A 12,750-nucleotide genomic window follows, 5' to 3' on the forward strand; every position below is an offset into this window, starting at 1 on the left:
GGAGGAAGTCCATGGCAGCCAAGACGAAATTCCGGGGATCGTTCACCGCCTTGGTCACGCCGTTCAAGAACGGCTCGCTGGATGAGGCGGCGTTCCGCTCGCTGGTCAACTGGCAGATCTCGGAAGGCACCAACGGCCTGGTCCCGGTCGGCACCACCGGCGAGAGCCCGACGCTCAGCCATGACGAGCACAAGAAGGTCGTCGAATGGTGCATCGCTGAAGCCAAGGGGCGCGTACCCGTGGTCGCGGGTGCCGGCTCCAATTCGACGAAAGAGGCGATCGAGCTCGCGCAGCACGCCGAGAAGGCCGGCGCGGACGCCGTGCTGGTCGTGACGCCCTATTACAACAAGCCGACCCAGGAAGGGATGTACCAGCACTTCAAGGCGATCAACGATGCGATCGGCATCCCGATCATCATCTACAACATTCCGCCGCGCTCGGTGATCGACATGTCGGTCGACACCATGAAGCGGCTGTGGGAGCTGAAGAACATCGCTGGCGTCAAGGACGCCACCGCCAGCATGGTCCGCGTCTCGCAGCAGCGCGCGGCGATGGGCGAGGATTTCAACCAGCTCTCCGGCGAGGACGCGACCATCCTCGGCTACATGGCGCATGGCGGCCATGGCTGCATCTCGGTGACCTCGAACGTCGCGCCGCGGCTGTGCTCGGAATTCCAGGCCGCTTGGGCGAAGGGCGACACCAAGGCGGCGCTCGCAATCCACGACAAGCTGATGCCGCTGCACAACAACCTCTTCATCGAGAGCAATCCGGCGCCGATCAAGTACGCGATGTCGCTGCTCGGCAAGCTGGACGAGACGCTGCGCCTGCCGATGGTTCCGGTCACCGAGCCGACGCGCGTTGCCGTGCGCAGCGCGATGGTTCATGCTGGGCTGATCAACTGATTTAGCCAACCGGGGAGCCGTTCATGAGCGTCGACGAGAAGGGCAGGAAGATGCTCACGGAGTTCCGCGAGTTCGCCATGAAAGGCAACGTCGTCGACCTCGCCGTCGGCGTCATCATCGGTGCGGCCTTCGGCGCCATCGTCACGTCGCTGGTCGGTGACGTCATCATGCCGATCATCGGCGCCGCGACCGGCGGCCTCGACTTCTCGAACTACTTCGCCCCCTTGTCGAAGGCGGTGACCGCCACCAACTTAGCGGATGCGAAAAAGCAAGGTGCAGTGCTTGCTTACGGCAGCTTCCTGACGCTGACGATCAACTTCATCATCGTCGCCTTCGTGTTGTTCCTGGTGATCCGCGCCATGAACACGCTGAAGCGCAAGGAGGAGGCGGCGCCTGCGGCTCCGGCAAAACCGTCGGCCGAGGTCGAGCTGCTGACCGAGATCCGCGATCTCCTCAAGAAGTCTTGACGCGCGCGCTTCATCCAAACTGTTAGCGTCCTCGCGCATCTCGATCAGGTTTGTCTTCCATGGCCGATAAGAACGAACGTCCAATCAAGGTCATGGCGGAAAATCGCAAGGCCCGCTTCAACTATGCGATCGAAGACACGATCGAGGCGGGCATTGCGCTCACCGGCACCGAGGTCAAATCGATCCGCAACGGCAAGAGCACGATCGCGGAGTCCTACGCCGATTCCAAGGACGGCGAGATCTGGCTGATCAACGCCACCATTCCCGAATATCTCCAGGGCAACCGCTTCAATCACGAGCCCAAGCGGCCGCGAAAGCTGCTTCTGCATCGCAAGCAGATCAACAAGCTGATGGGCGCGGTCGACCGCGAAGGCATGACGCTGATCCCGCTCAAGCTCTATTTTAACGAGCGCGGGCGGGCCAAGCTGCAGCTGGCGGTTGCAAAGGGCAAGAAGCTGCACGACAAACGCGAGTCCGAGAAGAAGCGCGACTGGAGCCGGGAGAAGGGCCGACTGTTGCGGGCGAGGGGATAGCGGCAAGAGGTTGGTGGATGACTCAGAAGAACCTGCTCGAGGTCGATTGGAGCCAGATTCCCGCACCCGCCGACGACGGCGGCGCCGCGCATCTCAAGGGCACGACGCTACCGGCGATCAGCCTGCTCGCCACCGACGATACGTCGGTGAATCTGTCAGCACTCTCCGGCCGGACCGTGGTGTTCGCCTATCCGCGCACCGGCGAGCCCGGCAAGATCGGACTGGTCGACGATTGGGACATGATCCCGGGCGCGCGCGGTTGCACGCCGCAGACTTGCGCGTTTCGTGATCTGTTTGCCGAGCTGAAAGCTGCCGGCGCCGCCCAGGTGTACGGCCTCTCGACCCAGAGCAACGCGTACCAGACCGAGATGGCATCGCGGCTGCACCTGCCGTTCCCCGTGCTGTCGGACGAGAAGCTGGCGCTGACGCGCGCCCTCAATCTGCCGACCATGGAGGTCGCTGGCCTGACCTTGATCAAGCGGCTTGCGCTGATCATCGACGACGCCAAAGTCACGCATGTGTTCTATCCGGTGTTTCCGCCCGACCGGAACGCCGGCGATGTCCTGGACTGGCTGAAGGCCAATCCAGCCGAGCCCTAGTCCAGGTCGGCCTTCACCTTCGCGAACACGCTGCGGAACATGTCCGTCGTCAGCACGCCGGTGTTCGTGTTGTAGCGCGAGCAATGATAGCTGTCGTAGAGCCTGAATGCGCCGGCCTGATGCACGGCGCCGTGGCCGAAGGGAGCTTGCGAGGCCTTCAGGTTCAGCGGTTTGAGCACCGTGTCGTGCGCAATCCGTCCGAGCGCGACGATGGCGCGCAAGTTCGGCATCGTCGCGAGCGTAGCCCCGAGGAACTGGCGGCAGGTGTTGATCTCGACCGGCAGCGGCTTGTTCTGCGGCGGAACGCAATGCACGGCATTGGCGATCCGGCAGTCGACCAGCTTCAGGCCGTCGTCGGGCCGCGCCTGATAGGTGCCCTTGGCGAAGCCGTATTCGAGCAGCGTGGCGTAGAGCAGGTCGCCGGCATAGTCGCCAGTGAAGGGGCGGCCAGTGCGGTTGGCGCCCTGCATGCCTGGCGCCAGGCCGACGATCAGCAGGCGTGCCTTGATGTCGCCGAAGGGGGGGACCGGCGCGTTGTGCCACAACGGCTCGCGCGCGCGGTTCGCCTCGCGAAAGGCGACCAGGCGCGGACAAAGCGGACAGTCACGGTCAGGGACGAGGGTGAGAGGCTGGCGGCTTGACCGGGCCGCCTCACTCCTCGAAGTCGTCATCGCCCCTCGGCGCCATCGTGGTCGCGCGCTGGAGGAACTGGGGGGCGTGATGGCGTCCCTCGCCACGCTCGCCGCGCTCACGCGGGGCGGGGCGTTCGGACGGGTCGCGGCCGAGCTTGGATTGCAGCTCGACGAGGTCGGTGAAGACGTCGGCCTGGCGGCGCAGCTCGTCGGCGATCATCGGCGGCTGGCTCGCGATGGTGGAGATCACGGTGACCCGTACGCCGCGGCGCTGGACTGCCTCGACCAGGGAGCGGAAGTCGCCGTCACCCGAAAACAGCACCATCTGGTCGATGTGCTCGGCGAGCTCCATGGCGTCCACGGCGAGCTCGATGTCCATGTTGCCCTTGACCTTGCGGCGGCCGGAGGCGTCGATGAACTCCTTGGTCGCCTTGGTGACGACCGTGTAGCCGTTGTAGTCGAGCCAGTCGATCAGCGGGCGGATCGAGGAGTACTCCTGATCCTCGATGATCGCGGTGTAGTAGAACGCCCGCAACAGCGTCCCGCGGCTCTGAAACTCCTTCAGCAGGCGCTTGTAGTCGATGTCGAAGCCGAGAGTTTTCGCCGTCGCGTAGAGATTGGCCCCATCGATGAAGAGCGCGATCTTGTTAGTGGCAGAAGGTGACATTCAGTTTGCTCGCGTAGCGTTCGTGATTGATCGTTTATTGTTGGCGCGGCGACAGCAAGCCGCGCAGGTCTATGGTGCCGCCGAAGCCCGTCGAAACCGCAAATCCGGAGAAGTCGTCGCAATCAAGGTATAGTTATGGCGGACCTGCATACGCCCGGTGCCACCCTCAATAGCAGCCCGGCAAACCACCCATCCCAGCCCCAATGTGGGGGTAGCAGAGCCGTTTGGCGAGGCCAAATCACAAATTGGCCTTGCGAAATCGCCCTGTCCCCTATAACTAGCCCCAATCATCCACATATTTCGTCCCACCCACAACGGAGCGACAGTCCATGGCTCGCGTCACCGTAGAAGATTGTATCGACAAGGTCGACAACCGGTTTGACCTGGTCCTGCTGGCCGCCCACCGGGCCCGCATGATTTCGTCCGGTTCACAACTAACGGTTGACCGCGATAACGACAAGAACCCCGTTGTGTCTTTACGCGAAATTGCGGACGAAACCATCTCGCCGGAGGACCTCCGCGAGGAGCTGGTCCACTCGCTCCAGAAATTCGTCGAGGTCGACGAGCCCGAGCCCGATACGGTCCCGCTGATCGGTTCCGCCGGTGCCAGCGTCGATGCCGACGATACCGAAGTTGCCGTTGAGCGCATGACCGAAGAGGAGCTCCTGAAGGGCCTCGAGGGCCTCGCGCCGCCGGAAGAACAGCCCGAGGAGGACGAGTAATCGTCCCGTCGCAGTCGTCGATTTCTTGTGATCTTATCAGAGGCCCGAACCCGTGTTCGGGCCTTTGCTTTTGTTGGCGTTTTCGTGGTTACCATAGCGTTGCCGCATCGCGTTGCTTGCCTGTCACCGAATTGATCGGACGCACGCGCGATCGGGGCTAAGATGTATGCAACGGGCGGCTCATGGTCCGTTTGAAGGCAGGATGGCATGGTGTATCGGCGCCGGAGACAAACGCAGATGCTGGCCGCAACCGAATCGGTTGCCGTGGCCCCGACTGCGCCGGTGGGGCGCCCGGCCAAGCCTCGCGCGCGCATGATGCGTCAATATGACCTCGTCGAGCGCGTCAGGTCCTACAATCCCAATACCAACGAAGACTTGCTGAACCGCGCCTATGTCTACGCCATGAAGGCGCACGGCTCGCAGACCCGTGCCTCGGGCGATCCGTACTTCTCGCACCCGCTCGAAGTGGCGGCGATTCTCACCGATCTAAAGCTCGACGACGCCACCATCGTGGCCGCCCTGCTGCACGACACGATCGAGGACACCGAGGCGACGCGTGCCGAGATCGACCAGATCTTCGGGCCTGAGATCGGCGCGCTGGTCGAGGGCCTGACCAAGCTGAAGCGGCTGGAGCTGGTGTCGCGCGAGGCCAAGCAGGCCGAGAACCTGCGCAAATTGTTGCTGGCCATTGCCGACGATGTCCGCGTTCTGCTGGTCAAGCTCGCCGACCGCCTGCACAACATGCGTACGCTGGACTTCGTGCCGCCGGAGTCGCGACGGCGCATCGCCGAGGAGACGCTCGACATCTATGCGCCGCTGGCCGGCCGCATGGGCATGCAGGAAATGCGCGAGGAGCTGGAGGATTTGTCCTTCCGCACCCTCGATCCCGAAGCCTATTCGGTGGTGATGCAGCGGCTCGACGCGCTCGCCGAGCGCAACCGCAACCTGATCGGCGAGATCGAGGACCAGCTCTCCAACAATCTGCGCCACCGGGGGCTGGGCGCGCGGGTCTATGGCCGCCGCAAGAAGCCGTTCTCGATCTGGACCAAGATGGAACGCAAGTCGGTCGGCTTCGAGCAATTGTCCGACATCTTCGGCTTCCGCCTCGTCGTCAACGACATCGAGGCCTGCTATCGCGCGCTCGGCATCGTCCACACCAACTGGCCGGTCGTGCCCGGGCGTTTCAAGGACTACATCTCGACGCCGAAGCAGAACGACTACCGCTCGATCCACACCACGGTGATCGGCCCCGGCAACCAGCGCGTCGAGCTGCAGATCCGTACCGAGGCGATGGACCAGATCGCCGAGCGCGGCATCGCCGCACACGTGTTCTACAAGGAAGACGTGGGCTCGCCGACCGAGTTTCTCAAGCGCGAGTCCAATGCGTTCGCCTGGTTGCGCCACACCATCGGCATCCTCTCGGAGAGCGCCAACCCCGAGGAATTCCTCGAGCACACCAAGCTCGAGCTGTTCCACGACCAGGTGTTCTGCTTCACCCCGAAGGGCAAGCTGATCGCGCTGCCGCGCCATGCCAATGTGATCGACTTCGCCTATGCCGTGCACACCGACGTCGGCAACAGCGCCGTCGGCTGCAAGATCAACGGCCAGTTCGCGCCGCTGTCCTCGGAGCTCCAGAACGGCGACGAGGTCGAGGTGCTGACCTCGGAGGCGCAGGCGGCGCCGCCGTCGGCCTGGGAAACGCTCGCGGTCACCGGCAAGGCGCGCGCCGCGATCCGCCGCGCCACCAGGACGGCGGTGCGCGACCAATATGTCGGTCTCGGCCGGCGCATCGTCGAACGCCTGTTCGAGCGCGCCAAGATCGAATACGCCGACGACAAGCTCAAGGGCGCGCTGCCGCGGCTCGCGCGCACCTCGATCGAGGACGTCATGGCGGCGGTCGGCCGCGGCGAGATCAAGGCCTCCCACGTCGCGCGTGCGATGTATCCCGACTACAAGGAGGAGCGCATCGCGCGCTACGGCGTCAAGAAGGGGCTCGCCGCCAAGCTCAGGGAGAAGTCGTCGGAGCCGCCGCGCAGCCCGGTCGCGATCCCGATCCGCGGCATCAATTCCGATTTGCCGGTGAAGTTCGCGCCGAACGGCGGCGCCGTGCCCGGGGACCGCATCGTCGGCATCGTCACGCCGGGCGAGGGGATCACGATCTACCCGATCCAGGCGCCGGCCCTGAAGGATTTCGAGGAGGAGCCGGAGCGCTGGCTCGACGTGCGCTGGGACATCGAGGATTCCGCCCCGCAGCGCTTCCCGGCCCGCATCAAGGTCGAGAACGTCAACGAGCCCGGCGCGCTGGCACAGATCGCGACCGTGATCGCCGAGCACGACGGCAACATCGACAACATCAGCATGCAGCGCCGCTCGCCCGATTTCACGGAGACGACGATCGATCTCGAAGTCTACGATCTCAAGCATCTGAGCGCGATCCTCGCCCAGTTGCGCGCCAAGGCGGTCGTCGCCCGCGTCGAACGTGTTAATGGATAGACGCCTTTCGTAGGCGTCCGTCCCCCGATCTCGCGAGTCCTGAAATGCCCGCACTTCCGCTCCGCCTCGGCGTCAATATCGACCACGTCGCAACCGTGCGTAACGCGCGCGGCGGCCGCCATCCCGATCCGGTGCGTGCCGCGCTGCTGGCGATCGAGGCCGGCGCCGACGGCATCACCGCTCACTTGCGCGAGGATCGGCGGCACATCCGCGACGAGGACATGGCGCGGCTGAAGGCCGGGATCTCCAAGCCGCTCAATTTCGAGATGGCGGCGACCGACGACATGATGCGGATCTCGCTTGCGACCAAGCCGCACGCGGTGTGCCTCGTGCCGGAGCGCCGCCAGGAGGTGACGACCGAAGGCGGCCTCGACGTGGTCGGCCAGCACAATGCGCTCGCGCCCTACATCGCACGGCTGAACGATGCGGGCATCCGGGTCTCGCTGTTCATCGCCGCCGATCCCGCGCAGATCGAGATGGCGGCGCGGCTGCGTGCGCCCGTGATCGAGATCCACACGGGGGCCTGGTGCGACGCCGTCGTCGACGGCCACACCGGGAAGGCCGAGGCGGAATGGCAGCGGATCGTGGCAGGGGTGAAGCTGGCCAAGGAAGCGGGGCTCGAGGTTCATGCGGGCCATGGGCTCGACTATGCGACGGCGGAGACGATCGCGGCGCTGCCGGAGATCATGGAGCTCAACATCGGCTACTACATGATCGGCGAGGCGCTGTTCGTCGGGCTCGCCGAGACGGTGCGCAGCATGCGCGCGGCGATGGACCGCGGCCGGAGCCGGGCATGATCATCGGCATCGGCTCCGACCTGATCGACATCACCCGCGTCGGCAAGGTGATCGAGCGCCATGGCGAGCGTTTCCTCGACCGCATCTTCACCGCGGCCGAGCGGGCCAAGGCGGAGCGGCGCGCCAAGAGCGAGAAGATGGTGGTTGCAACCTACGCCAAGCGCTTCGCGGCCAAGGAGGCCTGCTCGAAGGCGCTAGGTACCGGCATCCGGAACGGTGTCTGGTGGCGCGACATGGGGGTGGTCAACCTGCCGGGAGGGCGGCCGACCATGCAGTTGACGGGCGGGGCGCTGGCCCGGCTCCAGGCCCTGACGCCCGAGGGGTTCGAGGCGAAAATCGACCTGTCGATCACCGACGACTGGCCGCTGGCGCAGGCCTTCGTCATCATTTCCGCGGTGCCGCTGGCCAAGCCCTGACCGTCGGCGGGCTGTTTTTATAATTCACATTAAAAATCAATGTCTTATGCAGTTTTGATGCGATCCTTGATTGCGTGGCCCCCGACAACCGTCTAAAAGTCCGCGAACGCAAATCAGGCTGGGCGAATTCGGCTTTACGCCGGAATTGGCCCTCATTATCAGAATCAGGACAATCTCCTTGGGCCGCGAAGCGATGGGCTGTTCGCGGAAGGAGGGCGCTCTGTGACCGCCGGCCGGAATTGAGAGAGCAATGAGCGTGACTTCGGGAACGAAAACTGAAAGCGGCGTCGGCGAAACGATCCGCGTCGTGATCCACGCTCTCCTGATCGCGCTCGTGATCCGCACGTTCCTGTTCCAGCCGTTCAACATTCCGTCCGGCTCGATGAAGGCGACGCTGCTGGTCGGCGACTATCTGTTCGTCTCGAAATATTCCTACGGCTATAGCCACTACTCGATCCCGTTCTCGCCGCCGCTGTTCTCGGGGCGGATCTGGGGCTCGGACCCGAACCGCGGCGACATCGTCGTGTTCCGCCTGCCGAAGGACGACTCCACCGATTACATCAAGCGCGTCATCGGCCTTCCCGGCGACCGCATCCAGATGAAGGATGGGTTGCTCTACATCAACGACACTCCGGTCGAGCGGCAGCGGATGAGCGAATTTGTCGGCGAGGATCCCTGCGGCTCCGAAGGCGGGGGCATCTCGCGGGTGAAGCGCTGGAAGGAAACGCTGCCGAACGGCGTGTCCTATGAGACGCTGGACTGCGCCGACAACGGCTACATGGACAACACCAACGTCTACAACGTGCCGCCGGGCCATTTCTTCATGATGGGCGACAACCGTGACAACTCCACCGACAGCCGCTTCCTCGGCCAGGTCGGCTACGTGCCGCAGGAGAATTTGATCGGCCGCGCCCAGATGATCTTCTTCTCCATCGCCGAAGGCGAGCATGCCTGGATGTTCTGGCGCTGGCCTTGGGCGGTGCGCTGGAACCGTTTCTTCAAAATCGTCCGATGAAAGACGAAGCCAAGGACATCCCGATCCAATCGACCGAGCCCGCGGCGGGCGCCGACGGCGAAGCTGCGACCAAGACGCTTGCGACCAAGACGCCTGAAACCAAGACACCTGAAACCAAGACGCCTGCAAAGAAGAAGCGGGTGCGCAGCAGCAAGGCCAAGGCCTCGGATGCGAACGCGGCGCTCGAGGCGCGCATCGGCCACAGCTTTGCCGATCCGAATCTGCTGATGCAGGCGATCACGCATGTCTCGGCGCTGAAGTCTGGGCGCAAGCGCGGCGACAGCTATCAGCGGCTGGAATTCCTGGGCGACCACGTGCTGGGGCTCGTCGTCTCCGACATGCTGTATCACGCCTTCCCGAATGCCGACGAGGGCGAGCTGTCCAAGCGACTTGCCGAACTGGTGCGCAAGGAGAGCTGCGCCGACGTTGCCAAGTCGCTCGGTCTGCTCGACGACGTCAAGCTCGGTTCGGTCGGACCGAGCGCCGATGCCCGCCTGCGCAAGAGCGTGCTCGGCGACATCTGCGAGGCCGTGATCGGCGCCGTCTTCCTCGACGGTGGCTATGCGGCGGCGGCGGAATTCGTCAGGCGCAACTGGACCGAACGGATGCACAAGCCGCGGCGTCCCTTGCGCGATCCCAAGACCGTGCTGCAGGAATGGGCGCAGGGGAAGGGGCTGCCGACGCCTGTCTACCGCGAGGTCGAGCGCACCGGCCCGCATCACGATCCGCAGTTCCGCGTCGCGGTGGATCTGCCGGGATTGGCGTCGGCCGAAGGCATCGGTGGCAGCAAGCGTGCAGCGGAGAAGGTGGCGGCCTCAGTGATGATCGAACGTGAAGGTGTTGGCGGCGGCAATGACGGCTGAAGCAAGCGGCGAGGCGCCCTCCACAACGCGCTGCGGCTTCGTTGCGCTGATCGGCGCGCCGAATGTCGGAAAATCCACACTGGTCAATGCGCTGGTCGGGGCCAAGGTCACGATCGTCTCGCGCAAGGTGCAGACCACGCGCGCGCTGATCCGCGGCATCGTCATCGAGGACAACGCGCAGATCATCCTGGTCGACACGCCCGGCATCTTCCTGCCCAAGCGCAGGCTCGACCGCGCCATGGTCTCGACGGCCTGGAGCGGGGCGCACGACGCCGACCTCGTCTGCGTGCTGCTCGACGCCAAGGCCGGGATTGATGAAGAGGCCGAGGCGATCCTCACCAAGGTCGCCAGCGTCAAGCACGAGAAGATCCTGGTCATCAACAAGGTCGATCTGGTCCAGCGCGAGAAGCTGCTGGCGCTGGCGCAGGCCGCCAACGAGCGCATGGCCTTTGCAAAGACCTTCATGATCGCGGCGATCTCGGGCGACGGCGTCGACGACCTCAGGCATACGCTGGCCGAAATCGTGCCGCCGGGCCCGTTCCTCTACCCCGAAGACCAGATGTCGGACGCGCCGATGCGGCAGCTTGCGGCCGAGATCACGCGCGAGAAGATCTATCGCAAGCTGCACCAGGAATTGCCCTACCAATCCACGGTCGAGACCGACAAGTGGGAGGAGCGCAAGGACAAGTCGGTGCGCATCGAGCAGACGATCTTCGTCGAGCGCGAGAGCCAGCGCAAGATCGTGCTCGGCGCAGGCGGCGCCACCATCAAGTCGATCGGCGCGGACTCGCGCAAGGAGATCGGCGAGATCCTAGGCGTGCCGGTGCACCTGTTCCTGTTCGTCAAGGTGCGCGAAAACTGGGGCGACGATCCCGATCGCTATCGCGAGATGGGCCTGGAATTTCCCAAAGAATAACCAAGAAAAGATCGGTCACCGATGAGCGTACCCAGCAACGTCCGGCGCTTCGAAGCGCTGCTCTATGCGTCATTGATGCTGGATGCCCTGTCGGTCGCGGTGCAGGACCGCACGCCCAGTGCCGAGATGACCGAGCCGATGATCATGATGGCGACCCTGCTCGCCGGCGGCATGATCCTGCTGCTGGTCTATTTCGTCTGGTTGGCTGCGCGTTGGCGCAAGAACTGGCCGCGCTGGGTGCTGGCGGCGGCCCTCGTGCTGTCCGTGATCTCGCTCGGCCAGATCATCGGCGAGAAGGGTCTGGAGCTCGACAGCGTCATCGAGATCGTCTCCTGCGTGCTGACCGCGATGGGGCTGTATTTCTCGTTCAGCGGCGACGCCCAGGGCTGGTTCAACGCCTAACGTCTTGCGCGATGCCGTAGGGTGGGCAAAGGCGCGCCCTTGCGCGCCGTGCCCACCATAATCGCGCTGCGGATCAAATTGGTGGGCACGCTTCGCTTTGCCCGTCCTACACTCACCTGAAATGCGATAAGCTCCGTTCCATGGAATGGACCGACGAAGGCATCGTGCTGGGCGTGCGGCGGCATGGCGAGAGCAGCGCCATCGTCGAGCTGCTGACGCGTGCGCACGGCCGGCATCTCGGCCTCGTGCGCGGTGGCGCCGGTTCGCGGATGCGGCCGCTCTTGCAGCCCGGCAACAGCGTCGGTGTGGTGTGGCGGGCGCGGCTCGACGAGCATCTCGGCACCTATGCGATTGAGGGCCTCAAGCTGCGCGCGGCGACGCTGCTGGGATCCGCCCACGGGGTCTATGGCGTCACCCATCTCGCCTCGATTGCGCGGCTGCTGCCGGAGCGCGATCCGCACGAAGACATCTTTGCGATGCTCGAACATTCACTCGATGATTTCGACGATATCGGCAGTGCCGCGGTGCACCTCATCCATTTCGAGCTGGCGATGCTCGCCGAGCTCGGCTTTGGGCTGGCGCTGGAAAACTGCGCGGTGACCGGCGAGACCACGGATCTGATCTATGTTTCGCCGAAATCCGGCGGCGCGGTGTCGCGCGGGGCCGGCGAGCCATGGCGCGACCGGCTGTTGCGCCTGCCGCCGTTCCTGCGTCGTGGCGAGGCCGCGAGCGACCTCACCGACCAGGATCTCCAGGACGGCTTCCGGCTCACCGGCCTGTTCCTGCTGCGCCATGTGCTGGAGCCGCGCGGCCAAGGCCATTCCGACGCGCGCGCCGGCTTCATCAATGCGCTGACGCGGCAGCAGGCGAATTTGGCCATTCCGGCGCCATGACCTGAGAGCGCTTCTGCCCTGTCGCCAGACATGGAAGTTCCCCGGGAACGAAATCCGCCTGGTCGAATTGGCCCTCGCAGGGTTCCACAACGGGGACAGCCAAAAATGTTGATCAAGGGATTCGCCGTGTCGGCGGCGTTGCTTGCGTTCGCGCCTGACGCCGCGGCTGGCGAGCCGCAACTGGGTGTCTTTCGCCGGGCATCCTGCACCGTGATCCGGTATTACGTGGCGAAATATTCCGCTGCGGCCGCAGAGAGTTGGGCGCGGTCCAAGGGGGCAACGGAGGCCGAAATCGAGGTCGCCCGGCGTTGCCTGACCAATGCGCCGGTCACCGCGCAAGCCAAGACCCAGCAGCCAGTGACCGCCGGCTGGGCAGGGCAATAGCCGCCCACAGGGAACCAATCGATCCTTGCCCGATTCGTTTCCACGGTTT

At 64.5% G+C, this 12,750-nt stretch carries 16 protein-coding genes; 14 read left to right on the forward strand and 2 right to left on the reverse strand.

All coding sequences use genetic code 11. The features are described 5' to 3' along the window. Window positions 1-11: 11 nt before the first annotated feature. The 4 genes from dapA to ACVJ5M_RS21460 are packed head-to-tail and all read left to right on the forward strand — an operon-like array spanning window position 12 to window position 2,501. Window positions 12-902, forward strand: coding sequence for a 4-hydroxy-tetrahydrodipicolinate synthase (gene dapA, locus ACVJ5M_RS21445; RefSeq protein WP_038975901.1), 891 nt, complete (start codon window positions 12-14; stop codon window positions 900-902). Between the two features lie 50 nt (window positions 903-952). Beyond that, window positions 953-1,369 (forward strand): large conductance mechanosensitive channel protein MscL, encoded by a 417-nt coding sequence (gene mscL, locus ACVJ5M_RS21450; RefSeq protein WP_135215741.1) that lies wholly within the window; start codon window positions 953-955, stop codon window positions 1,367-1,369. Between the two features lie 59 nt (window positions 1,370-1,428). Then, window positions 1,429-1,902 (forward strand): SsrA-binding protein SmpB, encoded by a 474-nt coding sequence (smpB, locus tag ACVJ5M_RS21455; protein WP_008133025.1) that lies wholly within the window; start codon window positions 1,429-1,431, stop codon window positions 1,900-1,902. A 17-nt stretch (window positions 1,903-1,919) separates the two neighbouring features. Continuing rightward, window positions 1,920-2,501, forward strand: coding sequence for a peroxiredoxin (locus ACVJ5M_RS21460; protein ID WP_354096596.1), 582 nt, complete (start codon window positions 1,920-1,922; stop codon window positions 2,499-2,501). Here the strand turns inward: ACVJ5M_RS21460 and ACVJ5M_RS21465 are convergent. Both ACVJ5M_RS21465 and ACVJ5M_RS21470 read right to left on the reverse strand, forming a co-directional pair. After that, complete coding sequence (locus ACVJ5M_RS21465) at window positions 2,498-3,172, reverse strand: uracil-DNA glycosylase (RefSeq protein ID WP_354100285.1); 675 nt, start codon at window positions 3,170-3,172, stop codon at window positions 2,498-2,500. The genes ACVJ5M_RS21460 and ACVJ5M_RS21465 overlap by 4 nt on opposite strands. After that, window positions 3,153-3,800: a LabA-like NYN domain-containing protein gene (locus ACVJ5M_RS21470; protein WP_071913176.1), complete on the reverse strand. Its 648-nt coding sequence runs from the start codon at window positions 3,798-3,800 to the stop codon at window positions 3,153-3,155. Before ACVJ5M_RS21470 ends, ACVJ5M_RS21465 begins: the two co-directional genes overlap by 20 nt. Window positions 3,801-4,129: 329 nt before the next feature. On the opposite strand from ACVJ5M_RS21470, the gene rpoZ reads away from it, so the two are divergent. From rpoZ to ACVJ5M_RS21520, 10 genes are all read left to right on the forward strand, one after another. After that, window positions 4,130-4,522, forward strand: a complete 393-nt coding sequence (rpoZ, locus tag ACVJ5M_RS21475; RefSeq protein WP_014494742.1) for a DNA-directed RNA polymerase subunit omega — start codon at window positions 4,130-4,132, stop codon at window positions 4,520-4,522. A gap of 207 nt (window positions 4,523-4,729) precedes the next feature. Continuing rightward, on the forward strand, window positions 4,730-7,015 hold the full coding sequence (locus ACVJ5M_RS21480) for a RelA/SpoT family protein (protein ID WP_071913178.1): 2,286 nt from the start codon (window positions 4,730-4,732) through the stop codon (window positions 7,013-7,015). A gap of 44 nt (window positions 7,016-7,059) precedes the next feature. Continuing rightward, window positions 7,060-7,812, forward strand: coding sequence for a pyridoxine 5'-phosphate synthase (locus ACVJ5M_RS21485; protein WP_354100284.1), 753 nt, complete (start codon window positions 7,060-7,062; stop codon window positions 7,810-7,812). Continuing rightward, entirely contained in the window at window positions 7,809-8,228 is a 420-nt protein-coding gene (acpS, locus tag ACVJ5M_RS21490) for a holo-ACP synthase (protein WP_014494745.1), read from the forward strand. The genes ACVJ5M_RS21485 and acpS overlap by 4 nt, the downstream gene beginning before the upstream one ends. Before the next feature lie 250 nt (window positions 8,229-8,478). Beyond that, the gene (gene lepB, locus ACVJ5M_RS21495; protein ID WP_014494746.1) at window positions 8,479-9,243 is read left to right on the forward strand and encodes a signal peptidase I; all 765 of its coding nucleotides are present in this window, start codon (window positions 8,479-8,481) and stop codon (window positions 9,241-9,243) included. Beyond that, the gene (gene rnc / locus ACVJ5M_RS21500) at window positions 9,240-10,106 is read left to right on the forward strand and encodes a ribonuclease III (protein ID WP_166097080.1); all 867 of its coding nucleotides are present in this window, start codon (window positions 9,240-9,242) and stop codon (window positions 10,104-10,106) included. Before lepB ends, rnc begins: the two co-directional genes overlap by 4 nt. Beyond that, complete coding sequence (gene era / locus ACVJ5M_RS21505) at window positions 10,096-11,022, forward strand: GTPase Era (RefSeq protein ID WP_354100283.1); 927 nt, start codon at window positions 10,096-10,098, stop codon at window positions 11,020-11,022. Before rnc ends, era begins: the two co-directional genes overlap by 11 nt. Window positions 11,023-11,043: 21 nt before the next feature. Then, a complete protein-coding gene (locus tag ACVJ5M_RS21510) occupies window positions 11,044-11,424 on the forward strand; it encodes a hypothetical protein (protein ID WP_135215711.1) in 381 nt (126 codons plus the stop codon). A gap of 140 nt (window positions 11,425-11,564) precedes the next feature. Next, on the forward strand, window positions 11,565-12,317 hold the full coding sequence (recO, locus tag ACVJ5M_RS21515; RefSeq protein ID WP_283016767.1) for a DNA repair protein RecO: 753 nt from the start codon (window positions 11,565-11,567) through the stop codon (window positions 12,315-12,317). Between the two features lie 105 nt (window positions 12,318-12,422). Then, a complete protein-coding gene (locus tag ACVJ5M_RS21520) occupies window positions 12,423-12,701 on the forward strand; it encodes a hypothetical protein (RefSeq protein WP_283016766.1) in 279 nt (92 codons plus the stop codon). The last annotated feature ends 49 nt before the right edge of the window (window positions 12,702-12,750 follow it).

Source organism: Bradyrhizobium sp. S3.7.6, from assembly GCF_054061875.1.

Bases quoted from the DNA above. Each gene is read 5' to 3' on its own strand.
- ACVJ5M_RS21480 (WP_071913178.1), top strand. From the start codon at position 4,730: ATGGTGTATCGGCGCCGGAGACAAACGCAGATGCTGGCCGCAACCGAA.
- ACVJ5M_RS21520 (WP_283016766.1), top strand. From the start codon at position 12,423: ATGTTGATCAAGGGATTCGCCGTGTCGGCGGCGTTGCTTGCGTTCGCG.
- rnc (WP_166097080.1), top strand. From the start codon at position 9,240: ATGAAAGACGAAGCCAAGGACATCCCGATCCAATCGACCGAGCCCGCG.
- ACVJ5M_RS21470 (WP_071913176.1), bottom strand. From the start codon at position 3,800: ATGTCACCTTCTGCCACTAACAAGATCGCGCTCTTCATCGATGGGGCC.
- recO (WP_283016767.1), top strand. From the start codon at position 11,565: ATGGAATGGACCGACGAAGGCATCGTGCTGGGCGTGCGGCGGCATGGC.
- lepB (WP_014494746.1), top strand. From the start codon at position 8,479: ATGAGCGTGACTTCGGGAACGAAAACTGAAAGCGGCGTCGGCGAAACG.
- mscL (WP_135215741.1), top strand. From the start codon at position 953: ATGCTCACGGAGTTCCGCGAGTTCGCCATGAAAGGCAACGTCGTCGAC.
- ACVJ5M_RS21460 (WP_354096596.1), top strand. From the start codon at position 1,920: ATGACTCAGAAGAACCTGCTCGAGGTCGATTGGAGCCAGATTCCCGCA.
- smpB (WP_008133025.1), top strand. From the start codon at position 1,429: ATGGCCGATAAGAACGAACGTCCAATCAAGGTCATGGCGGAAAATCGC.
- rpoZ (WP_014494742.1), top strand. From the start codon at position 4,130: ATGGCTCGCGTCACCGTAGAAGATTGTATCGACAAGGTCGACAACCGG.
- ACVJ5M_RS21510 (WP_135215711.1), top strand. From the start codon at position 11,044: ATGAGCGTACCCAGCAACGTCCGGCGCTTCGAAGCGCTGCTCTATGCG.
- dapA (WP_038975901.1), top strand. From the start codon at position 12: ATGGCAGCCAAGACGAAATTCCGGGGATCGTTCACCGCCTTGGTCACG.
- ACVJ5M_RS21485 (WP_354100284.1), top strand. From the start codon at position 7,060: ATGCCCGCACTTCCGCTCCGCCTCGGCGTCAATATCGACCACGTCGCA.
- acpS (WP_014494745.1), top strand. From the start codon at position 7,809: ATGATCATCGGCATCGGCTCCGACCTGATCGACATCACCCGCGTCGGC.
- era (WP_354100283.1), top strand. From the start codon at position 10,096: ATGACGGCTGAAGCAAGCGGCGAGGCGCCCTCCACAACGCGCTGCGGC.
- ACVJ5M_RS21465 (WP_354100285.1), bottom strand. From the start codon at position 3,172: ATGACGACTTCGAGGAGTGAGGCGGCCCGGTCAAGCCGCCAGCCTCTC.